This is a genomic window from Aquisalimonas asiatica (assembly GCF_900110585.1).
Lineage (GTDB): Bacteria > Pseudomonadota > Gammaproteobacteria > Nitrococcales > Aquisalimonadaceae > Aquisalimonas > Aquisalimonas asiatica.
Genome location: NZ_FOEG01000011.1, coordinates 39,623 through 61,293 on the forward strand (window position 1 = coordinate 39,623; position 21,671 = coordinate 61,293).

The window sequence follows — 21,671 nt, forward strand, 5'->3', positions numbered from 1 at the left end:
CCACGGACGCTTGTGGCGAGAACTACGCCGTCGCTTTCCGCAGCGCACCCAGCACGTCTTCCCGGGCCACGACGCCCACCAGTTGATCAGCGTCCATCACGGGCAGGCTCTTGACGCCGAGTTGCACGAGGCGCTGAAGGACGCGTGTGAGCGGGCAGTCGGGGGCGACGGAGACCGGGTCACGGGTCATGATGCGGTCGACGGTGTCGCGCATGATCAGGTTGTAGGGCGGCACGATGTAATCCGGGCGCAGGGTGAACGCGCGAAGGACATCCATCTTGGTGACGAAACCAACCAGCGCGCCGCCGCCATCGGTGACGGGCATGCCGTTGAAGCCATGCTGCTCGAACAGCGCCTGGGCATCCCCGACGGTGGCCTCGGGTTGAACGGTCACCGGCCGTGAAGTCATCACGTCGGCCGCAGTGTATTGCACGAACTCGTACATGGCGCCTCCTCTGCGACGGTTCAGCGCCATTGTAGCGAAACACAAGGCCGGTGCACCCATGCGGGCGCGCACCGGCCCGGTCGCAGCGGCAGCGGCCGTCAGGCGCGCAGGCGCGCGACTGCCTGGCGCAGCTGCTCGGCCATGGCGTTGAGGTCGTCCGCTCCCGAGCGCGCCTTGTCCATCGCCTCGCCGCTGCGCATGGCCGCATCCCGAATGCCGCTCACCCGCCGGTTGATCTCGTCCGCCGTCGCAGACTGCTCCTCGGCGGCACTGGCAATCTGCGTATTCATGCCGCTGATGCCGTCCACGGCACCGGCGATCGTCCCCAGCGCCGTCTCGGTCTCGTTGGAGCGCTCCACCGTGTGCCGGGCGCTCTCGGTACGCGCCTCGATGGACTCCGCCGCCTGCCGCGAGCCACTCTGCAGCCGCTCGAGAATGTCCCGGATCTCCTGAGTGGACTGCTGTGTGCGCTGCGCCAGCGTGCGCACCTCGTCGGCCACCACCGAGAACCCGCGGCCGTGATCCCCTGCACGCGCAGCCTCGATGGCGGCGTTCAGGGCCAGCAGGTTGGTCTGCTCGGCGATGCCGTTGATCACCTCCAGCACCGTCTGCACGTTGTCGGATTCGCTGGCGAGCTGGTTGACCGCATCGCGGCTCTCCTCCAGCTCCCGGGCCAGGTTGCCGATGGCATCCTTGGTATAGGACACCGTCTCGGCGCCCGACTGGGTCTCGGACTGGGCCTCGGCCGCCGCCTCGGCAGCGGAGCTGGCGTTCTGCGCCACTTCCTGCACGGTCGCGGCCATTTCGTTCATGGAGCTGGCCAGCTCGTCGGTGTCTTCCTGCTGCTGGCGGCTGTTCTTGTCGGCGTCGCCAGTGAGGTCACGCAGCTGCTCCGCCGACTGCGCCAGCGTGTCGCTGCCTTCGCGCACCTGGTTCACCACGCCCTGCAGCGTGTCGAACAGCCTGTTGAATGTCCGCGACAGGTCGGTGAGCTCGTCACGGCCCGACTCGTCCAACCGGGCGGTAAGGTCCACGGGCTCCTCCGCGGCCTTCTCGATGCCGCCGATGGTCGCGCGTAGCGGGCGGGTCACACTGATGATGACGGCCCAACCGATACCGCCCACCAGCACCAATCCGATGACACTGGTCACGATGCCGTTCACCAGCTCACGGTTCACCGCGGCGTTGACGTCGGCCATGTAGACGCCGCTGGCGATCACGTAGCCCCAGGGCTCGAAGTGGTGGGCCTCGGAAATTTTCTCGATGGCTTCCTCTTCACCCGGACGCGGCCACATGTACGCGACTCGGGAGCGACCGTCGCTGGACTCCAGCACCTCCCGGGTCATGCGCTGAACGAAGGCGTTCCCGGTGCCGTCGTCCATTTCGGTGAGATCGTCGCCCTCCAGCTCCGGCGACACCGGGTGCATCTGCATGATGTTGTTCTCGTCATGCACCCACAAATACTCCTCGCCGAGATAACGGATACCCCGCAGGCTCTCCAGGGCTTGCTCCCGGGCCGTCTCCTCGTCGATCTCCCCCGCCTGCTCCAGACCGTGGAAGTGCTCCATGATCGCAATGGCGGTCTCGTTCACCGCGACTGCCTGCGACAGCCGCTCTTCCTGAAGCGAGGCCCGCGTGGAACTCAGCGTCAGAACGGCGTTGACCACGAATACCGCGATCGCAACGGCGAGAATGAGCCAGATACGATAGCTGACGCGCAGCTTCCGGAGAGATGCCAACATGAACCCACCCCTGAAATAACGTTGTTTTGCGAGTGCTTCAGGAGAGTATCGGCAGGTCGGTGCGGAGGTTGAACGAAGACGGACGAGCGGTTTGGATGCGCGAAGCCGGGGCGAGTCGGTCGATGGTGATCCGGTCACCACATCGGTGGGGCGCCCGGCCCCATGCGGTGAGGGCCGGGGACTGTCGCCCCCGGAACAAATGGTGGCTACGGGCACAACCGAACCCGGCTGCGAATCAGATAGTTACAAAAGGAACACGTGAGAAGAAAGCGCAGGGGAAGGGGTGTCCCGGCAACCCTCGGTGCTCACACCCACAGCGATCACACAGACCTTGAAGACTATCCGGCCGTGCTCGCTGGAAACGCACAAAGAACAGGCTCCCAGTTGCGATCCAATTCACAATATTAAGATTCAAATCCTGAAGAAGATGTTCGGCCTATGGACACCCATATGCACGGGCCATTAAGATCCCCTACCCTTTAGAATAAGTGTCTCTTTTACATTTAATCCTCTCACAGGATTCTCTATCGGGTCGTTCTTTGGGGGGAATTATTGATCAGCCGGACCATGTCGTTGACACGGGCCTGTCTGGCTTCGCTGAGGCTCATGTCGTGCCGGTGAGCCGCCAGAGCGAAAACCATACAGAAAAGCATTCACCACAACACGCACCAAAGCTTAAAGGGGATTTTATACATGCTGCAATTAAAGATACGTACAGTCGCTGTCATGACCACTTTTGCGTTAGCTATGGCTGCATGCTCCAGCGAACCTGATTTCCCAAAGCTGAAATCATTTGACGATATTGTGGCGTTTGAAAAGAAGGTCTTGAATGGGCTTTATCATGAAGAAGCCGGATATGACTTCTTGGTCGCCGCACAAAGGCATGTACTTCCCAGCGATGAGGATCCGGCAGAGTTCCTCCCAGAGGAGGAGGAATGGGAAGAGGGCTTTGCTGATATCATAGACGAACGCGGGACCTTCAAGGATATTGAATTCAGTCGATACGAGAGGGATTTCGATAACCAGGAATTACAAATTGAGGGTACGCTTCATTTTGAAAACGAGGACCTTCCATACAAGGGAGTCTTCGTGAAAGGTGAAGATGGCGTATGGGTTATGAAAACTGATTAGTCATCGGTCCGTCCCGTGTCGCGGCCGTCAAGAAAAACCGGGTGCGACACGAGGATACCCCAGCCTTTCCCCATGCGCAGACACCACCCTCCTGGAGCCTTCGGGCAGATGACCTCTCCCCGAATATCTGACCGGTTAAAAGTCGAGATGACCGCCAGCCGTCTTGCCCTAGATTTAGCGACCACCTTAGAACGAGTCCTTAGTGAGACCTTCAGTTCACTGAGGCCCACACTGGGGCGCAGACGATGGGGCGCGACGTAGCGGAAGTACCAGCCAGACGGCCTGTGGAGCAGGAAGGAAGGCGCTCTATGTACCGTCATCCTGGCCCTCTGTTTTGTACCAGACGCAGCCAAGATAGCGTAACCATCTTAGAAACAAAAAAATGGTGGCTACGGGTGGATTTGAACCACCGACCCTCGCATTATGAGTGCGATGCTCTGACCAACTGAGCTACGTAGCCACGATACTGCGGAAGCGGGATTCTCCAACCGATGGCGAGGCATGTCAAGTCACGTCTCGGCGCGGGGTTTCCCGGCCATCGCCGTGCCGCGGGGTCGGTGGCTGCGGCCCGAACAGCCACATCGCCACCGAACACCCGCGACAGGGCGGCCATCAGGCGCTAGCGGCGGTCTTCCAGACTGCCCATGCCCTCGCGGTGCGAGCGCTCGGCGTTCTGCCTGTCGCGCTCCTTCTCCGCCTGCTCGGAGACCTCATCGGCGATGTCACCGGGGGTGGTGCAACCAGCCACGGCCCCCACCGCGAAGGCCAGCACCACGACAAGCCCGGCGCGCCGCATCAGAGCATCAGTCGCGCCGCTCATCCAGGGCCTCCATGGCGTCGTCATGCTGCGGGATCGTGGAGCTGAGCTGCTCGTCGTTCATGGCCGCGTCCAGCATGGCATCGAAGATTTCGCCTTCCACGCGCACGCGGTAGAACGCCCGGTACTCCGAGGTGTCCGGGTCCTGGAGCAGCTCGCGGCGGTCCACTTCAACGCCGTACAGTTCCTGATCGAAGAAGCTCTCGTAGGCTTCCCGGGCCGTCTCCACGACATCACCGTCCATGTCGCCGGAGGTTTCCTCGAGAACGCCGGCGGACTCGCCCGCGATGGCCGTTGCCACGCTGCGGCGGGCCTCGGCCTGGGCCTGGCTCTCCGCCAGTCGGCGGCTCTCGCTTTCGCCCTGACCATAGCCGTAGACACCGCCGTCCCCGGCGTCATTGTTGCCCGGCATGTACCAGTCCGGTTCCATGACCCGCTGGTCGGCCATGGGATCGGTCTCCTCGGCCTCCTGCTGGCCGCCCATCATGGCGCAGCCCCCCAGCACCATGGCGCTGAACGATGCGAAAACGAGACCTTTGGCGCTACGACTCACGACTGTCATCCCCATGGGATTCCTCCTGCTACGTCAGTGGTTGTGGTTGGTGTCCTGAAAAAGGGTGCGGGCGCGCTCGCCGGAGATGATGGCGCGGGTAAGCGCGCCGATCACGGCGGCCGAGCGGTCATCGACGGCGCTCTCGCCCACCTGGCGCAGGGTGGCGCTGTTGCTGGCGACCACGTCGCCGTCGCGCAGGCTCTCCACCTCTCCCTGCAGCCGGTAATACGCCTCGCCCGAGACCTCGGTGAGATAGGTCTGGTCCAGCTGGAAACGCAACGTCACCGGTGCATCATCGGCCACGCGGAAGCCGTAATCACCGAGCACGCGACGCGCCGCGCGTTCGCAGCAGTCCGGCGCGTCGAGGCGGACCACGGCGTCCACGTCGGGGACAAGGGCAATCGTCTCGGTGCGGTCGGTATCACTGTTGACCCGCAGGGAATCGGTTTCCGGCTGATAACCATCGGCTTCGATCCGGTAGCGATAAACCCCGGTGGGGACCAGCTGCTGCTGCCTGTTGTCGAGCCGGGTGTCCTCCAGCGTGATGCGCGCGTCGTCGGGCTCCACATCGAAGGTGATCCGGGCGAAGTCCAGATACCGGACGGCGTCCCCGCGCGCCGCTTCGAACGCCTCCACCGCCTGCTCCACCTCGGCGGTGGGGCGGGAGGCGTAGCCGGCCAGGGCAAGGCCGAAATCCGCCCGGTCCACCGCAGCCTCCAGGTCCCGCGGGCTCATGGCCGCAAAATCGCGGTCCAGATCCCGCCGGATCTGGTCCAGCGTTGCGACCAGGCCGGAGTCGGGCAGCCGGGCTTCCACCTGGTAGTGATCGTCCGAGGACTCCGGCGCCGCGTAGTCGACGCCCTCGAAGTAGCCCTCCGAGCGGGTCGCGATGCGGGAGTCCATGGACTCCCGCTCGCCGTCGGCATCGATGGTGGTCCGGACCTCCGTCTCGCCATCCACTTCGGCCACCACCTGCTCGCTGAGGCTGCGCAGAGCGTCGGCGCGGGCGGCGCTTTCACTGTCCCCGTAGCCGGTCGCGCTCAGGGCGACGGGGCCTGCCTTGGCCAGCCCCGCGCACAGCAACACCACGCCGCCCACGGCCAGACATACGGCCCGCACGCCCCGGTTACTCGATGATGATGTCATCGCCGCCACCATTGCCTTCGCCCACGGAGAGAATCAACAGCGCGCCACTGTCCAGCGTGCGGTCGAGGACACCCGGACCGGCGTAGTGCGCCTCCAGATCCAGCAGCAGATCCATGGCGTCGGACTGGTCCGTGCAGCGCAGGGTGTAGTCGAAGCTGTGCGACCCAGCGGCGTTGCGGGAGGATTCGGGACAGACGTCGCGCATCATGCGGTGGACCTCACGCCCGACGGTGCGGGTGTCACTGTCCTGGGACGCCACCACCACCACCTTGAACGGCCGGCCCCGTTCCGCCTCCTCCATCCAACTGTTCTCGATCTGCCGGGTAATCCGGTTGCCCGCCTCGCTGGCGGCCTCTTCGGCAAGCACTCCGTGGCCGGAGACATCCCGCTCGGGAGAGTGCCCGGTGGTGGCGCCGATCTGGTCGCCGGTGGCGGTGTAGTACGCCACCGTGGAGACGCTCGATTTCAGCACCTCGGTATCGCCCATGGAGCGGCTGCTGTCGTCCACGCCCACGGTGATGTAGATCTCGCTGCCGCTCTCGAGCGCCAACTGGTACATGGGATCGGTCCGCCCCTCCAGCGCCGCGGCCTGTTCCACCATTTCATTGACCTGCTCGTCGGCGCGCGGCACCTCCACGTCGAAGCCCCGCTCCTGCAGGTACTCGGAGATCATGGCAATGGCCGGCCGCGCCTGGTCCTCGCGGTCGGGGTTGTCGGGGAGCACCGCGATACGGGGCCGCCCCACCTCGGCCATGAGGTCGACCCGGTCATCAATCACGTCAAGCCGGACCAGCTCCTCCGACAGCCGCTCGACGTGGACCCGGACTTCCTTTTCGAGGATCCGGTCGTCGCCCTCCTGGCGGCTGCCCATGGGCTGGCTTGTGTCGCTGATGTAGGCATCGGCGCTACGGAAGACCTCTTCCTCGTGGCGCTCGAAGGCGGAACGCGCCGCCTCGTTGGCGAGGATGGGGTGGCTACCGCCGTACAGGGCATACCAGACGGCCGTGCGCCGGGCATCGTCACTGGCGAGGGCAACCGACTCACCGACGCCCTCGGCACGAATGGTCAATTCGCTCGCGGACACCGACTCGATCAGGCGCGCCTGGGTGGACTGCGGCACGTAGGTGTCCGGTTCGGCGGGCTTGTCCGCACCACCACACCCGGCCAGGAGCAGGATGCAGGCCGCAGCCCCGGGGGCAAAGAGTCGACGAAGCGATGGTTCTATCATCATGACGCTACCTATGTTCTGGGCTGAGGGCGTTCACTGCACGTGAACGGCCGTGACGCGCATCACGCCAAGGCGGTAACCGGCTCAGCGCGACGCCTGGGCGCAGGCCAGTGCGCCCGCGAAATCCTGACTGCCCGCGCCGGCGGACACCGGATCCTGGCCACCGTTGTCGCGAATCTCCTGGCAGCGCTCGCTGGGCATGGCGGCCGAGTTGGCGAACGGGCCCGCGAAATCCACGTGGTAGCCGATGCTCAGCATGGCGTTGGCGCCGCCCTCGAAGACGTCCGGGTGATCGCCGGTGCCGTCGTAATCCACGTCCTCGGAGACCGGCTGGTGATACCCGACACTGGCCTGGACCTGCCATTTCGGCCCGAAGTAGTAGCCAGCGCCGACCCGGGGGTTCACGAACAGGGATGTTGCCGTGAGGTCTTCCTCGCGGAGTTCGTAACGCTGTCCCTCGACGCCGAAGTCGGCGCCAACGGAGCCGTAGAACGCGCCCAGGAGGTGCCGGCGATACTCGATGCCGGTACGCAGGCGAAAGGCCATGCCACCTTCGACCTCGTCCCCCTGGAACGTGCCATCACCGAGCGCGCCGATACCGATATCCACGCTGGTCCACATGCCATGCAGAGAGGCGTTGTTGCGCAGGAAAGCGAAGTCGGCAACGAACCCCAGATCCAGGTACGTGGGCTCGCCGGCGTCGGTGTCCTCGCCGTTGGTCAGGGTCGAGGTTTCCTGTCCGACACCGAAACGCCCGAAGACGCCCGTGTACGGAATCTCGCGGACCTGGTCGTAGGCGTCCGCACCGGCGTCCACCACCAGGTCGGCGCGGGTCGTGGTGCGTTCGTCTTCGGGCAGAGCGAGGCAGGAGTCCCCCACATCCCGGACCCGGCCCCAGCCCATGTCCTCACGCTCACCGTCGATGACGCGGGTCACCCGCACGACGGCGCCGGGGCGGAGGTTCTCCTGATTGCCCACCGTCATCTCCACGGCGCCATTGTCGGCCGACAGGGCCGGCGCAGCCACGGTGAAGGCTTCGTCGTCTTTCAGGCGCACGTTGAGCGCATTGACGGTGTCACCGAAGGAGGCCGCGTAGGCCCGCTCGAAAATGGCCTGGGCATCATCCCGACGGGGCCGGGAGCGGGTGGTGACCGAGGCGCTGCCGGAGATCTGCTGCGCCCAGGATTCCATGAAGTTGCCCGGCTCCGTGTCGATGATGTTGTAGACCTCGAACGCCTCGCCATCGAAGGCGAATACCGTCAGGCGGGTGTGGACGGGGGCGCTCAGGGACGTTCGGTAGACGTAGTACGTGGTGCCGTCGGCCCGTTCACGCTGGATCTGCCGGACCGTGAACTGCCCGCCACGTATGGGCGGAATATGGTAGGCAAAGGTGTAGGCCGAGCTCAGCAGCCCCTCCAGCACGTCGGCCGGGATGCCGGCCTCCCGTGCCCGTTCCTCGATGAAACGGGTCTGTTCTTCCCGGGGCATCTCGTCATACCGGGCCTGGCGGGAGGCCGCCATCAGCTCCGCCAGCGGGTCGGCAATCTGATCGTTGAGATAGCCCTGCAGGTGCGAGGTGAACGCATCGAGATCGCCGCCGGCCGGGAACTGGAACGACTCGACCCAGCTTTCCTCGATTTCGGTGACCTCCGTGGCCGTCTCGATACGCGTCCCGTCCGCGGAGAGCATCAGCCGGTCGTAACGGGCGGGCACGATCGCCGCCATGTTGTCGGCCAGCACCGCATCCGCCAGCCCCTGGGGCAGCGATACCCGCCACGCGCCGCGGTCGCGGCAGTCGCGTTCATGCGGGCAGTAACGCACAGGGAAGCGATAGCTGGTCTCTTCCAGCCCGACCGAGTTGATGCCGAGAATGGCCTGGCGTTCGGACTGCTCAAGCTCTCCGCTCTCGACGCCATTCCCCCCGTTGTCATCACTGATGGCAGCGTGACTGCCCGCAATCAGCAAGCCGGCGCCCAGACACAGGCACCGGAATCCACCCTGACGCACACCCATACATGCCCCGCACAATCGTTCGTTCTGGTTTTCTCAGCCGCTGCCAGCAGCATTCTTCGTTGAATGCGAGCGTGCATTCCCCCGTGGTGGCTCCTGGCTGGCGGCCCTGCCGCGCCGTATACCGGCGTCTGTCTGCTTATGGACGGCGACGCTGGTGTTCCCGCAACACCGGTGTCGCAAAATAGAGACTATCCACCACTCGACGGGAAAGAAAGGGGGGCGGGAGAGCGATCGCGAGGCTTGCGACACGGGTCACAAATCAGAAACCCACCCGTGTCGCTGCGCCTGTTTACTGGTATGCGGCCGCCGGCCGGCAACCATGGCCGAGGGGCACGGCCTCTTCAGACGTTGAAACGGAAGTGGACCACATCGCCCTCCTGGACGATGTACTCCTTGCCCTCAAGGCGCGTCTTGCCGGCGTTCTTGGCGCCCGCTTCACCGCCACAGGCGATGTAGTCATCAAACCCGATCACTTCGGCGCGGATGAAGCCCCGCTCGAAGTCGGTGTGGATGCGCCCGGCGGCCTGGGGCGCGGTGTCGCCCTTGAGAATGGTCCAGGCACGGACCTCCTTGGGGCCGGCGGTGAAGTAGGTGCGCAGGCCAAGCAGGTCATAGCCAGCGCGGATCAGCCGGTTGAGCCCGGGCTCGTCCAGCCCGTACTCGGCCAGAAACTCGTCCCGGTCCGCTTCGTCGAGCAGGGACAGCTCTGCTTCGATGGCAGCGCACAGGACCACGACCCCGGCCTGTTCCCGCTCGGCCATCTCGCGCAGCCGGTCCAGGTGGGGGTTGTTCTCGAAACCACCCTCGGTGACGTTGGCAACGTACAGCACGGGCTTTGCGGTGAGCAGATGGAACTCCCGCACCAGCGCCTGCTCCTCCGGCTCCAGCTGCAGCATGCGGGCCGGCTCGCCTTCAGCCAGGTGATCGCGCAGGCGCTTGAGCACGTCGCGGCGACGCATGGCGTCCTTGTCGTTCGACTTGGCCTGCCGCTCGGCCTTCTGCAGCGCCTTCTCGACGCTGTCCAGGTCGGCCAGCACCAGCTCGGTATTGATGGTCTCCACGTCATCCACCGGGTCCACACGGCCTGCCACGTGGTGGACGTCGCCATCCTCGAAGCAGCGCACCACGTGGGCAATGGCATCGGTTTCGCGGATATTGGCGAGAAACTGGTTGCCAAGCCCCTCCCCCTGCGATGCGCCCGAAACCAGGCCGGCGATGTCCACGAACTCCATGGTCGTGGGCAGGATGCTCTGGGGGCGGACGATCGCCGCCAGCTGATCCAGCCGCGGGTCCGGCACCGGGACGATACCCACGTTGGGGTCGATGGTGCAGAACGGATAGTTCTCAGCCGGAATCTCGTTGCGGGTCAGCGCATTGAACAGGGTCGATTTGCCCACGTTGGGCAGGCCGACGATGCCACATTTGAAGCCCATGACGCCTCTCGATTGGTCCGTGGAATCAGGTCTCGGGTTTGCGCGAGTGCAGCCGCTGCACGGCCTTGTCCGCGTTGCCTTCGAATACCAGCGTCATGGCGTCGGCCGCCTCGTCGATCACCTCGTCAATGGCTCGGCGATCGTCAGGAGACGGGCGGCTCAACACGTACGGCACCACGTCATCGGCGTGGCCGGGGTGGCCGATACCGATACGCAGGCGCTGGAACTCGCGCGACCCGAGGGCACGTATGGTGTCCCGCAGGCCGTTATGGCCGCCATGCCCGCCGCCGCGTTTCCAGCGGACCACCCCGGGGGGCAGGTCCAGCTCGTCATGGGCGACCAGCACCGCTTCCGGCGGAATGCGGTAGAAATTCGCCACCGCCGCAATGGGCTGGCCACTGCGGTTCATGAAGCTCAGCGGCTTGAGGACATGACAGCGCACGCCAGCGATCTCCACCTGCGCCGCTTCGCTGCGGATGCGGGATTCCGGGCGGAAGGCGCTGCCACAACGCCGGACCAGCTCATCGACGAACCAGAACCCGGCGTTGTGACGCGTGCCGACATACTTGTCACCCGGGTTTCCAAGCCCGACGATGAGCTGGATCGCGGTCTGCTCGGTGGCCATAACGGAAACCCGTGGTGGTCGGCGGGCGATCAGCCCTTGTCTTCGTCACCTTCGTCGGAGGAACCGGCATCCTCATCGCCGCCGGCGTCTTCACCGGCGTCGCCGGCATCGGCAGCGGCGTCCTCGGCTGCCTCTTCCTCATCGTCCTCGGCCTTGGCGGCACGCGGCTGCACGATGCTGACCACCGGGTGGTCGTGATCGTGCTCGTCGCCGCCATGGGCGAACGCTTCCAGCTCCACACCCTTGGGCACGTCGAGCTGGGACAGGTGCACGGAATCGCCGATATCCAGGTCGGCCAGGTCCACTTCCAGGTACTCCGGCAGATCCTTGGGCAGGCAGTTGATCGCCACTTCGATCATGTCCTTATGGATCACGCCACCGGCCTTGACGCCCTTGCAGGTGTCTTCGTTCAGGAAGTGCACCGGCACCTGGGTGGTCAGCTTCTCGTTGGCCTTGATGCGCATGAAGTCCAGGTGCATCACCAGGTCCTTGAAGGGGTGGCGCTGCATGTCCTTGAGGACGGTCTGCTGCTTCTTGCCTTCCACCTCCAGCGTGATGATCTGGGAGAAGAACGCCTCGCGCTCCATGAGCTTGCTCAGTTCGAACAGGCTCACCTTGAGCATCTCCGGCTTCTTGCCGGCACCATAGACAATGGCCGGCACGGTCTTGACCTTACGCAGGCGGCGGCTCGCACCCTTCCCTGCGTCCGTGCGCGGCTCGGCACTCAGTTTCAGTTCAACGGACATGATTTCGTCTCCATAACGAATGAAACCCGAACCTCTCCGCGACCAGAGAGGATCGGGTGAAAGAAAACCTGCTTGCACCGCAGGAGCGGCTTCAGCGGCGACACCCCCACTTACCGGAGCAATCGCGGCTTGCGCCGCTCCTACGGGGCCTCATTTACTCCACGAACAGCTCGCTCACCGACTCGTCGTTGCTGATCCGGCGAATGCTCTCCGCCAGCAGTTCGGCGATGCTGACCTGCCGAATGCGCGGACAGGCCTCCGCCTCGTCGCTGAGCGGGATGGAATCGGTCACCACCAGTTCGTCCAGCTCCGAGGCGCCGATCTTCTCGATCGCCTTGCCGGAGAGGACCGGGTGGGTAATGTACGCCACGACCCGCTCGGCGCCATGCTCTTTCAGTGCGCGCGCGGCCTGGCAGAGGGTGCCGGCAGTATCCACGATGTCGTCGACGATAATGGCTGTCTTGCCCTTCACGTCGCCGATGATGTGCATGATCTGCGCTTCATTGGCCTTGGGCCGGCGCTTGTCGATGATGGCGAGATCGGCGTCACCGAGGCGCTTGGCCACCGCCCGTGCGCGCACCACACCGCCCACGTCGGGGCTCACCACCACCTTCTCCGGGTACACCTGCCGCCAGATGTCGCCGAGCAGAATGGGCGAGGCGTAGATGTTGTCCACCGGGATGTTGAAAAACCCCTGGATCTGGTCGGCGTGCAGGTCAACCGTGAGCACACGGTTGACGCCCGACGCCTGGATCATGTCCGCCACCAGCTTCGCGGAGATCGGCACGCGCTGGGAGCGCGGGCGGCGATCCTGACGGGCGTAGCCGTAGTAGGGCACCACCGCCGTGATCCGCGCCGCGGACGAACGCCGCAGGGCGTCGGCGATGATCAGCAGCTCCATGAGGTTGTCGTTGGTCGGGGCGCACGTGGGCTGGACGATGAAGACGTCCTTGCCGCGCACGTGCTCGTCGATCTCGACGTTGACCTCGCCGTCACTGAACTGGCTGACCACGGCGTAACCGGGCCGGATGCGCAGATGTTCGTTGATTGCGGCCGCCAGTTGCGGGTTGGCGTTACCCGCGAAGACCATCATGTGTCCGTTTTCAGTCACGCTGATCCCGCTCGTGTGCGATCCGGAATGGAATGGCTGGGGTGCCAGGATTCGAACCTGGGAATGACGGGATCAAAACCCGTTGCCTTACCGCTTGGCTACACCCCAGAAGTCAATCGGCTCCGACGTCTTGCGCGGCCATGGCCTGCAGCCGGTCCAGCAGTGGCGACCGGTTCAGCCCCCGGGCAACGAAACCACGCCAGCCATCGGCGTGCGCCTGCGCCCAGGCCGCTTCCGCTTCGGCTTTGCTGCTGCAGGCGAGAAACACGCATGCGCCTGTTCCCGTCAGCCGCGGCTCGCCGAACGCGGAGAGCGCGTTCATCGCGCGGTCGACGACCGGATACCGTCTCCGCACGACCGTTTCGAAATCGTTTCTAGACCCGCCGGAACGGAAGTCGGCTATTGTGATGGGGGCGGAATTTCTTGTCAATTCCGGCGCCTGAAAGACCGTTGCGGTGCTAACCTGACAGTCCGGCACCAGCACCGTGAACCAGGGGCGGTCCGGCTCCTCGGGGCGCAGAACCTCGCCAACCCCCTCGGCCCAGGCGGCCTCGCCGCGCACGAACACCGGAACGTCGGCGCCCAGGGTAAGGCCGATCTCCGCAAGCGTGGCGGGATCCAGGCCACACCCCCAGAGGTGGTTCAGCGCCACCAGCACCGTGGCCGCATCGGAGCTGCCACCACCCAGCCCGCCTCCGGCCGGCAGGTGTTTGTCCACCCGAAGGTCGGCTCCGTGACAGGCAGCGCCGTACGGCTGCAGGGCGCGCGCCGCACGCACACTGAGATCGTCGTCCTCCGGGACGCCGGCAACCTCGCCGGCGCGCACGATACGGCCGTCCTCGCGCACACGCAGGTGAACGGCATCGGCGCGGTCCAGGAACTGAAACAGGGTCTGCAGCGCGTGATAGCCATCCGGCCGCCGACCGAGCACGTGCAGAAAGCGGTTCACCTTCGCGGGCGCCGGCCAGGTGGTCCAGCCCGGGCCGGGATCAGATGTCACTGTCACCGGTATCCCAGTCGCGGATGTGGGCCCGCAGCCTCACGCCCTCCCCTTCGAGAAAGAGTCGCACGGGCAGGTCCAGCGAGCCGACGGTGTCGTAGGCGGTGTACTCGATGGTCCAGCCGGCCTGCTCCATTCGCTCGATGCGCCCCTGGCGATCCAGTTCCATGGACGTGACTTCCATGCCCGGCGCAGGGACGCCCCGGAGCCACCAGGGCAGCACGGCGACCGGCAGATCGAACCCGGTGTAGCGGAACAGCAGCTCGGACGGGTCCGCGGCGCTGTCGGTCACACCATCGGAGGTCTGCAGCACCACTCCCTGATCATCGCCCTGCAGCCGGAAACTGCCGGCCCCCATCGGCGCGCGCAGGTCGAGGCGATAGGCCTCGCCGGCCTGGCGCCAGTCCATGCTCAGGCTGGCGCTGTCGTCGGGGGTGGTAATCCCGGCGCGGCCGCTGGCCTGCCAGACAGACACCGCTTCGAGCCGCTCCGTGCGCTCCTCGAGCAGCGCCTCGCGCTCGGCATCGTCCCGGTCCGGGACGGTCGCGCAGCCGGCAATCAGGCCGGTAACCAGGGAAATCAGGGCAAGGCGACGCAGGCCAGGCATCACTACTCCTTCATGTCGGGGGCGAGCCGCTCCAGGGTCTCGAGCAGCACCGGATGCTCCGGCTCCCGCTCCAGTGCTTCCCTCCAGACATCACGCGCCCGCTCCCGTTCCCCTCGCTCCCAGAGCACCTCGCCAAGGTGCGCGCCGATCTCGCCGTCGGGCTGCTTGGCATAGGCTCGCTCCAGGTAGTCCAGCGCCTCTGCGTCGTTACCGAGGCGATAATGGGCCCAGCCCATGCTGTCGAGGATCGCCGGATCGTCCGGCTCCAGTTCATGGGCCTGGCGGATGTACTCGAAGCCCTCCTGGATGCGGTCCGTCCTGTCCACCAGCGTATAGCCCAGCGCATTCAGCGCATGGGCATGGGAGGGGTTGCGTTCGAGCACCTCCAGCAGATCGGTCTCTGCGGCGTCCACGTCACCGTCCGTGGCGTGCACCAGTGCGCGCCCGTAGAGCAGCTCGGCCCGGTCCGGGTGGTCCTCCAGCGCTTCCCGGTAGAGGTCGCGCGCATCGTCGAAACGCTCGGCGCGACGCAGCATGTCCCCCTGGAGCAGGTAGGCGCGCACGGCGTGTTCCGGGAACTGCGACCGGTAGTCGTCGAAGGCTTCGGCAGCCCTGGAGTAGCGCTGCTGCTCCCCGAGGATCACGGCGTGCCGCAGCGCCGCCTGGGCTTCGTACTCGCCATCGACCCGCGTGTACCGGTGGGCAGCCTCCGACCGGTCACCGGCATCTTCGGCGATGCGCCCGAGGAAGTAATGGGCCGCACCGACGCGCTCACCGAGATCCAGCAACGCCTGAAAATAACGCCTGGCCTCATCCGGGTAACCGGCTTCCAGCGTCAGCAGCGCGGTGGCGTAGAGGGCGTCGCCGTTGTGGGGACGCTCTTCGTGGAGCCGTTCGAACTCGCTCAGCGCCCGTTCATCATGCCCCGCATCCAGCAGTGTCCGCGCGAAGTCGAGACGGAGCTGCCAGTCATCGGGGTAGGCCGCCAGCGTCTCGTCCAGCACGACCAGGGCCTGATCCGTCTCGCCCATGCCCAGGAGCGCTTCGGCCTTGATGATACGCAGGTCACGGTCATCGGGCTCCAGCGCCAGGGCCTCGTTGGCCGCGTCCAGCGCGACCGCCGGCTCCCCCGCCTCCAGGGCCAGACCAGCCAGCAGGCGGTAGCCGGCGACCTCGTCCGGGTGGTCACCCACCAGCCCCTGGACCACGGTCAGGGCGGCGCGCCGGTCCTGCACGCCACCGAGTACCGCCTCCATGCGCTCGAACACATCGGCGGGCGAATGGTCATCGGCATCGAGCAGGCTGCGCAGGTGCTGACGGGCCAGTTCGGCCTCGCCCTCGCGCAGGTAGAGAAAGCCGAGAATCTGGTGCAGCTGTGGCGTGGGCTCGTCCACCAGCTCGGCCCACCGCTCCGCGGCCGCAAGGGCGCGGGCTTCATCATCGGCGTACATGGCGAGCTGCGTCGCCTGCTCGGCCACGCGCGGGTCGTCGGTAAGCTGCATGGCCTGGTGCCAGGCAACCAGTGACTGCTCCAGGTCGCCGGCAGCGCCCGAGAGGTGTGCGACCATGACCTGATAGAGAAGATCCTCGTCCGGCGTCGGCACCGACTCCGGCTCCAGAATTTCGGGCCGCGGCTCGTCGGCGGTGTCGGCCGCATCCCGGTCACCCACGCTGGCACAGCCGACCAGCGCCAGCACGCTCAGCATGCCCGCAAAGCGCGTCAACATTGCCAGGCCATCCCGTTCAGCCACTCTCTTTCCGCCCCCTTGATCCTTTCCGGTATGCGACCACGCCACCCGGGAGTGAAACCCGTCGCCTACTATACCCGCCCGTCCCCGGCCGAGACAGGCCCGTCTCCGGTGCGCCCCTCCTTGTATTCCCGTGGCGAATTCCCGACAATCTGCACGCCTCGTCCGCCGATGCGGCGCAGGCCGGGTCGGCCGGCCCGGAGCGGTGCGAGTTGCGGGGCCTGGTGCGGTATCATTGACCGCATCAGCTGATACGCCAGCCGGGACAGCCCATGCCCGCGGATACGTCCGGATCATCGATGCCACTGTTCACCCTTGGACTCAGTCACAAGAGTGCACCTCTTGAGGTGAGAGAGCGGCTTGTCTTCGACGAGGCGCAGGTGAGTCATGCCCTGGAAGGGCTCAAGACACGCCCCGGGGTCCGCGAGGCGGCACTGATCTCCACCTGCAACCGCACCGAGATCTATACCGTGCTCGCCGACCACGGCTCCCCGAATACGGTCCTGCAATGGCTGGCGGAGTCCCACGCCGTGGATCCGGCGTGGCTGCGCCCCTACCTCTACATGCACCAGGATGCGGACATGGTGCGCCACCTGCTGCGCGTGGCGCCGGGGCTGGACTCACTGGTGCTGGGGGAGCCGCAGATCGGCGGCCAGACCAAGGCAGCCTACAACGACGCCATGAACGCCGGCACGCTCGGCCAGGTGCTGGACCGGCTGTTCCAGCATGCGTTCGCCGTGTCCAAGCAGGTGCGCACCGAGACGGGCATCGGCTCCAACCCGGTGTCCGTTGCCTTTGCTGCCGTAACGCTGGCCCGGCAGATCTTCGGTGATCTCTCCGGTTACACCGGGCTGCTCATCGGCGCGGGCGAGACCATCGAACTGACCGCCCGCCATCTGCATGACCAGGGCATGCGGCGATTCATTGTCGCCAACCGCAGCCGCGAGCGGGCGCGGGACCTGGCCGACCGCTACGGCGGTCAGGCCATCGAGCTGAGCTCGCTGCCCGATTACCTGGAGCAGACGGACGTGGTGGTCGCCTCTACGGCGGCCCAACTGCCCATCCTGGGCAAGGGCAGCGTCGAGCGGGCGCTGAAGCGCCGCAAGCACCGCCCGATCTTCATGGTGGATATCGCCGTCCCCCGGGATATCGAACCGGAAGTGGGCGATCTGGACGACATCTACCTGTATACCGTCGATGATCTCCAGGAAGTCATCCAGGAGAACCTGCGTTCCCGGCAGGACGCGGCACAGCAGGCCGAGGAAATCATCAACCTGCAGGTTGAGCGGTTCCAGGAATGGCTGCGCAGCCTCGACTCGGTCCCGGTCATCCGGCGCTACCGCGACCAGGGCGCCGCCCACCGCGACGAGGTGCTGGCAAGGGCCAGACGACGCCTTGCCCGCGGCGAGGACCCGGAGGCGGTCATGGAATACCTGGCACACACGCTGACCAACCGGCTGCTGCATCAGCCGACGGTCCGCCTGCGTGAGGCCAGCGAGAATGGCCGCACCGATCTCCTGGAACAGGCGCAGTTCCTGCTGGGGACCGACGACGAACAAAGCTGAGACAAAGAGGGTGCGTGACCGTTGAAGCAATCCATTCGAGCCCGGCTGGAGCAGTTGCAGGACCGTTTCGAGGAGCTGAGCGGGCTGCTCTCGCAGCCGGAGGTCATCCAGGACCAGCGCCAGTTCCGCGATCTCTCCAGGGAGTATGCGCGGCTCGAGGTGCTGGTGGAGACGTTCCGGCGATTCCACGCGGCGGAGGAGCAGCTGGCTTCCGCCGAATCCATGCGCCAGGACAGCGACGAAGACATCCGCGCCATGGCCGAAGACGAGGCGGAGGCCGCCCGTGCCGCTCTGGAGGCGCTGGAGCGCGAGCTGGAGATCCTGCTGCTGCCGCGCGACCCGAACGATGACGCCAACATCTTTCTCGAGATCCGCGCGGGCACCGGCGGCGACGAAGCGGCGCTGTTCGCCGGCGATCTCTACCGCATGTACGCGCGCTATGCCGAGGCCCAGGGATGGCGCATGGAGGTGATCAATGAAAGCCACGGCGAGCAGGGTGGCTACAAGGAGATCATCGTACGGCTCATCGGCGACGGGGCTTATTCGCGCCTGAAGTTCGAGTCCGGCGCCCACCGCGTCCAGCGGGTGCCGCAGACGGAGTCCCAGGGGCGGATCCATACCTCGGCGTGCACGGTGGCGGTGCTCCCGGAGGCGGATGAGCTGGAGGACGTGGCCATCAACAGCAACGACCTCAAGGTGGACACGTTCCGGGCCTCCGGCGCCGGTGGCCAGCACGTGAACAAGACCGACTCCGCCATCCGCATCACCCACCTGCCCACGGGCATCGTTGTGGAATGCCAGGAGGAGCGGTCACAGCACAAGAACCGCGCCAAGGCCATGTCGTTCCTGCAGGCGCGGCTCACGGATGCGCAGCGCTCCCAGCAGGAGGCGGAACAATCGGAGCAGCGACGGTCACTGGTGGGCAGCGGCGACCGCTCGGAACGGATCCGCACCTACAACTTCCCCCAGGGTCGGGTCACCGACCACCGGATCAACCTGACGCTGTACAAGCTGGAAGCAGTGATGCAGGGCGATCTGGACCCGGTGATCGGGCCGCTGATCCAGGAGCATCAGGCGGATCAGCTTGCGGCGCTGGCCCGGGGCGACAGTGCCTGAGGCTCAGCCTGCGCCACTGGCTCGCCGGCCGGCGGCCGTCACGGCCGTCCAGCCACGAACCAGAACCAGCGCGATGATGCCGAACAGCACGATTGCCGGCCCCGAGGGCAGGTCCAGCCAGTAGGACCCGGCCAACCCCCCGGTGGAGGTGATCAGCCCCGCCGCCACGGCGATGCCCAGAACCACGATGAACCGCTGCGCCAGCATCAGGGCGATCATGGGGGGGATGGTGAACAGGGCGATCAGCAGCACGATGCCCACGACCTGGATCAGCATGATCACCGACAGCGCCACCAGGACCAGCAACAGGGTCGTCATCCACTTCACCGGCGCGCCCTGAACGGCGGCAAAGGTCTCGTCGAAAGCCACCGCCACCAGCGTCCGGTAGAACAGGGCCATGACCACGATCACACCGACGGTGAGCGCCGCCAGCAGATACACGTCGGCGCGGCTGACGGTGAGGATGTCGCCGAACAGGTAGGTCATGAGGTCCGGCGTATAGCCGGGCGTGAGGTGGATGAACACGATGCCCGTGGCCATGCCACCGGCCCAGAGCACACCGATCAGCGCATCCTGGGAGCGCGCCCGGTGCTCGCCCAGCCAGCCCAGCAGCAATGCGGCCAGCACGGCCACCACCACCGCACCGGTCAGCGGGTTGCCCCCCAGCCAGTAGAAGAACCCCAGCCCAGCAAACGCCGCGTGGCTGATGCCACCGGCAATGAACACCAGGCGCTTGACCACCACGAAGGTGCCGACAGTGCCGGCGAGAACACTGGCCAGCACCGCGGCCATGAGGGCATTACGCGCAAACTCGTAATTCAGCAGCGCCAGCAGCTCGCTCATGATCCCACCGCATCCCGCGCGTGATCGTGCAGCACCCGATGGGGAACGCCGTGGGCGATCAGCTCCACCGGGCAGCCATAAGCCTCGGCCAGGTCGGCGTGGCTGAGCTGCCCGTCACCGTGGTAGAACAACTCCCGGTTGACGCAGGCGATCTGCTTGACCTGCGCGGCGAATGCCGTGATGTCGTGGGTGATCACCACCACGGGGATGTCGCGGTTGAGCTCCTCGAGCACCTGCCCGAGCACCTGCCGGGTTTCGGCGTCCACGGAGGCCGTGGGCTCGTCCAGCAGGAGAATGCGGGGCTCCCCCACCAGCGCCCGGGCAATCAGGGCGCGCTGGAGCTGGCCGCCGGAGAGGTCGGCGATGGGCGCGAAGGCCAGATGACCCAGGTGCAGCCGCTCGAGGATCGCATCCACCGCCCGATGGTCGGCACGGCCATAGCGCGCGAGCAACCCGCCCCGCCCGAGACGCCCCATGAGCACGGCGTCCCGCAGGCGCAGGGGAAAATTCTTGTCGAACGTGGAGAACTGGGGCACGAACCCGATATGACCGGGGCGGACGCCGGTCGGCCAGGTCACCTCCCCGCGCCAGGGCGTCTCCAGCCCGAGCATCAGCCGCAGCAGCGTCGTCTTGCCGCCACCGTTCGGCCCGATGATGGCGAGGAAGTCGTTGCGGCCGATGCGCAGGTCCACGTCGCGCAGCACGGGCTCACGATCGTAGCCGAACGTCAGCCCCCGGACATCGACAACAGCCTCGCTCCCGCCGGCACGCATCACGACTCAACCGCCTCGTGAATGGCGGCACCGATGGCCCGCAGATTCTCGAGCCAGTCCGCGGCCAGGGGATCGGCCACCTTGACCACCGCTCCGATCTCCCGGGCGATGGTGTTGGCGCTGCGCTCGGAGAAGCCGCGCTGGACGAAGATCACGTCCACACCCTCGCTTTGGGCGTCGCTGATGAAGCGCGCCAGTTCAGCCGGGGACGGATCCCTGCCACCGGACTCGATGGCCACCTGCTCCAGCCCGTAATCGCGCGCGAAGTAACCCCAGGCCGGGTGATTGACCACGAATCGCCTGCGCTCGAGATCGGCGAACAGGCCATTGAGCTCGTCGTCCAGGGCGTCCACGTCCTCCCGGAACCGCTCCAGCCCCTGACGGTAGTGCTCGGCGCCATCCGGATCGATCTCGATCAACGCCTCCGCCACACGCCCCGCGGCTTCGCGCATGATGCGCGGTGACACCCAGAGATGGGGGTCGGTCTCACCATGGTCATGACCGTCGTGATGGTGACCGCCCCCGTCGATGTCTAGGAAATCCTCGCCCTCGGCCAGGTCCACGACCCGTGCCCCACGCCCCTCGTCCTCCACGTGCTGGAGAAAACGCCGCTCGAAGGTGAGATCGGGATGCCCCACCTTGAAGTACAGGCGGGCGCTGTCCAGCGCCATCATCCGGCGCGGTGACAGCGAAAAGGTGTGCGGCGACTGCCCGGGCTCGATCATCACCGAGACATCCACCCGGTCGCCACCGATGGTCTCCACCAGGTAGGCCTGGGGCGGCACACTGACCGTCACGGGCACGGCTCCGAGCAGGGTAGCCGGGAAGCACAGCAGGACGGCGGCGATAACTCGTCGAATCACGGGCGGATACATGGCTGGTTGTTTCACGTCACTCTGATGGGTTAATGCAACATGATAACATTAACAAGCCACCGTGTCCCTTCCGTGCATTCCTCCCGACACCGGCGCGCGACGGGAGACGCTGAAACGGCAACGGGCCGCCACTGCCGTGACGGCCCGTTGCCGG

The 21,671-nt window shown here is 66.0% G+C and carries 21 protein-coding genes and 2 tRNA genes; 3 read left to right on the plus strand and 20 right to left on the minus strand.

The window, feature by feature from the left end:
• Positions 1-22 precede the first annotated feature (22 nt).
• Complete coding sequence (locus BMZ02_RS16470) at positions 23-445, minus strand: CBS domain-containing protein (protein ID WP_091645871.1); 423 nt, start codon at positions 443-445, stop codon at positions 23-25.
• A gap of 98 nt (positions 446-543) precedes the next feature.
• The gene (locus tag BMZ02_RS16475) at positions 544-2,187 is read right to left on the minus strand and encodes a methyl-accepting chemotaxis protein (protein WP_091645872.1); all 1,644 of its coding nucleotides are present in this window, start codon (positions 2,185-2,187) and stop codon (positions 544-546) included.
• A 693-nt stretch (positions 2,188-2,880) separates the two neighbouring features.
• Here BMZ02_RS16475 and BMZ02_RS16480 point away from each other — a divergent pair.
• Complete coding sequence (locus BMZ02_RS16480) at positions 2,881-3,318, plus strand: hypothetical protein (RefSeq protein ID WP_091645874.1); 438 nt, start codon at positions 2,881-2,883, stop codon at positions 3,316-3,318.
• Here the strand turns inward: BMZ02_RS16480 and BMZ02_RS19445 are convergent.
• The 15 genes from BMZ02_RS19445 to BMZ02_RS16550 all read right to left on the minus strand — a co-directional run bounded on the left by BMZ02_RS19445 (position 3,315) and on the right by BMZ02_RS16550 (position 16,324).
• Positions 3,315-3,638, minus strand: coding sequence for a DUF6538 domain-containing protein (locus BMZ02_RS19445; protein ID WP_425425094.1), 324 nt, complete (start codon positions 3,636-3,638; stop codon positions 3,315-3,317). The genes BMZ02_RS16480 and BMZ02_RS19445 overlap by 4 nt on opposite strands.
• 63 nt (positions 3,639-3,701) lie before the next feature.
• A tRNA-Met gene (locus BMZ02_RS16485) sits at positions 3,702-3,778 on the minus strand.
• Between the two features lie 159 nt (positions 3,779-3,937).
• Positions 3,938-4,138 (minus strand): hypothetical protein, encoded by a 201-nt coding sequence (locus tag BMZ02_RS16490; RefSeq protein WP_091645875.1) that lies wholly within the window; start codon positions 4,136-4,138, stop codon positions 3,938-3,940.
• A complete protein-coding gene (locus BMZ02_RS16495; protein ID WP_091645877.1) occupies positions 4,122-4,703 on the minus strand; it encodes a hypothetical protein in 582 nt (193 codons plus the stop codon). Before BMZ02_RS16495 ends, BMZ02_RS16490 begins: the two co-directional genes overlap by 17 nt.
• Positions 4,704-4,721: 18 nt before the next feature.
• Positions 4,722-5,834 (minus strand): LPP20 family lipoprotein, encoded by a 1,113-nt coding sequence (locus tag BMZ02_RS16500; protein ID WP_171909964.1) that lies wholly within the window; start codon positions 5,832-5,834, stop codon positions 4,722-4,724.
• A complete protein-coding gene (locus BMZ02_RS16505; protein ID WP_091645881.1) occupies positions 5,815-7,065 on the minus strand; it encodes a DUF6175 family protein in 1,251 nt (416 codons plus the stop codon). The genes BMZ02_RS16500 and BMZ02_RS16505 overlap by 20 nt, the downstream gene beginning before the upstream one ends.
• An 81-nt stretch (positions 7,066-7,146) precedes the next feature.
• Positions 7,147-9,075, minus strand: a complete 1,929-nt coding sequence (locus tag BMZ02_RS16510) for a hypothetical protein (RefSeq protein WP_091645883.1) — start codon at positions 9,073-9,075, stop codon at positions 7,147-7,149.
• Positions 9,076-9,416: 341 nt separating this feature from the next.
• Positions 9,417-10,508 carry a redox-regulated ATPase YchF gene (ychF, locus tag BMZ02_RS16515; protein WP_091645884.1) on the minus strand — a complete coding sequence of 364 codons (1,092 nt, stop codon included), beginning with the start codon at positions 10,506-10,508 and terminating at the stop codon, positions 9,417-9,419.
• Positions 10,509-10,533: 25 nt separating this feature from the next.
• A complete protein-coding gene (gene pth / locus BMZ02_RS16520; RefSeq protein WP_091645886.1) occupies positions 10,534-11,133 on the minus strand; it encodes an aminoacyl-tRNA hydrolase in 600 nt (199 codons plus the stop codon).
• 29 nt (positions 11,134-11,162) lie between these two features.
• Positions 11,163-11,879, minus strand: a complete 717-nt coding sequence (locus tag BMZ02_RS16525) for a 50S ribosomal protein L25/general stress protein Ctc (RefSeq protein WP_091645887.1) — start codon at positions 11,877-11,879, stop codon at positions 11,163-11,165.
• A 154-nt stretch (positions 11,880-12,033) separates the two neighbouring features.
• Positions 12,034-12,972 (minus strand): ribose-phosphate diphosphokinase, encoded by a 939-nt coding sequence (locus BMZ02_RS16530; RefSeq protein WP_091645889.1) that lies wholly within the window; start codon positions 12,970-12,972, stop codon positions 12,034-12,036.
• A gap of 51 nt (positions 12,973-13,023) precedes the next feature.
• Positions 13,024-13,098, minus strand: a tRNA-Gln gene (locus BMZ02_RS16535).
• 4 nt (positions 13,099-13,102) lie between these two features.
• A complete protein-coding gene (gene ispE, locus BMZ02_RS16540) occupies positions 13,103-13,996 on the minus strand; it encodes a 4-(cytidine 5'-diphospho)-2-C-methyl-D-erythritol kinase (protein ID WP_425425095.1) in 894 nt (297 codons plus the stop codon).
• Positions 13,980-14,597 carry a lipoprotein insertase outer membrane protein LolB gene (gene lolB / locus BMZ02_RS16545; protein ID WP_091645893.1) on the minus strand — a complete coding sequence of 206 codons (618 nt, stop codon included), beginning with the start codon at positions 14,595-14,597 and terminating at the stop codon, positions 13,980-13,982. The genes ispE and lolB overlap by 17 nt, the downstream gene beginning before the upstream one ends.
• Positions 14,598-14,599: 2 nt before the next feature.
• The gene (locus tag BMZ02_RS16550; protein WP_171909965.1) at positions 14,600-16,324 is read right to left on the minus strand and encodes a tetratricopeptide repeat protein; all 1,725 of its coding nucleotides are present in this window, start codon (positions 16,322-16,324) and stop codon (positions 14,600-14,602) included.
• Between the two features lie 320 nt (positions 16,325-16,644).
• Between BMZ02_RS16550 and hemA the strand changes: the two genes are divergently transcribed.
• Entirely contained in the window at positions 16,645-17,910 is a 1,266-nt protein-coding gene (gene hemA / locus BMZ02_RS16555) for a glutamyl-tRNA reductase (protein WP_091645896.1), read from the plus strand.
• A 21-nt stretch (positions 17,911-17,931) separates the two neighbouring features.
• Positions 17,932-19,026 (plus strand): peptide chain release factor 1, encoded by a 1,095-nt coding sequence (gene prfA, locus BMZ02_RS16560; RefSeq protein ID WP_091645898.1) that lies wholly within the window; start codon positions 17,932-17,934, stop codon positions 19,024-19,026.
• Positions 19,027-19,029: 3 nt separating this feature from the next.
• Here prfA and BMZ02_RS16565 read toward each other — a convergent pair whose 3' ends face one another.
• The 3 genes from BMZ02_RS16565 to BMZ02_RS16575 are packed head-to-tail and all read right to left on the minus strand — an operon-like array spanning position 19,030 to position 21,439.
• Positions 19,030-19,869, minus strand: a complete 840-nt coding sequence (locus BMZ02_RS16565; protein ID WP_216110892.1) for a metal ABC transporter permease — start codon at positions 19,867-19,869, stop codon at positions 19,030-19,032.
• Entirely contained in the window at positions 19,866-20,642 is a 777-nt protein-coding gene (locus BMZ02_RS16570) for a metal ABC transporter ATP-binding protein (RefSeq protein ID WP_091645900.1), read from the minus strand. Before BMZ02_RS16570 ends, BMZ02_RS16565 begins: the two co-directional genes overlap by 4 nt.
• A complete protein-coding gene (locus BMZ02_RS16575; RefSeq protein WP_171909966.1) occupies positions 20,642-21,439 on the minus strand; it encodes a metal ABC transporter solute-binding protein, Zn/Mn family in 798 nt (265 codons plus the stop codon). Before BMZ02_RS16575 ends, BMZ02_RS16570 begins: the two co-directional genes overlap by 1 nt.
• Positions 21,440-21,671 lie beyond the last annotated feature (232 nt).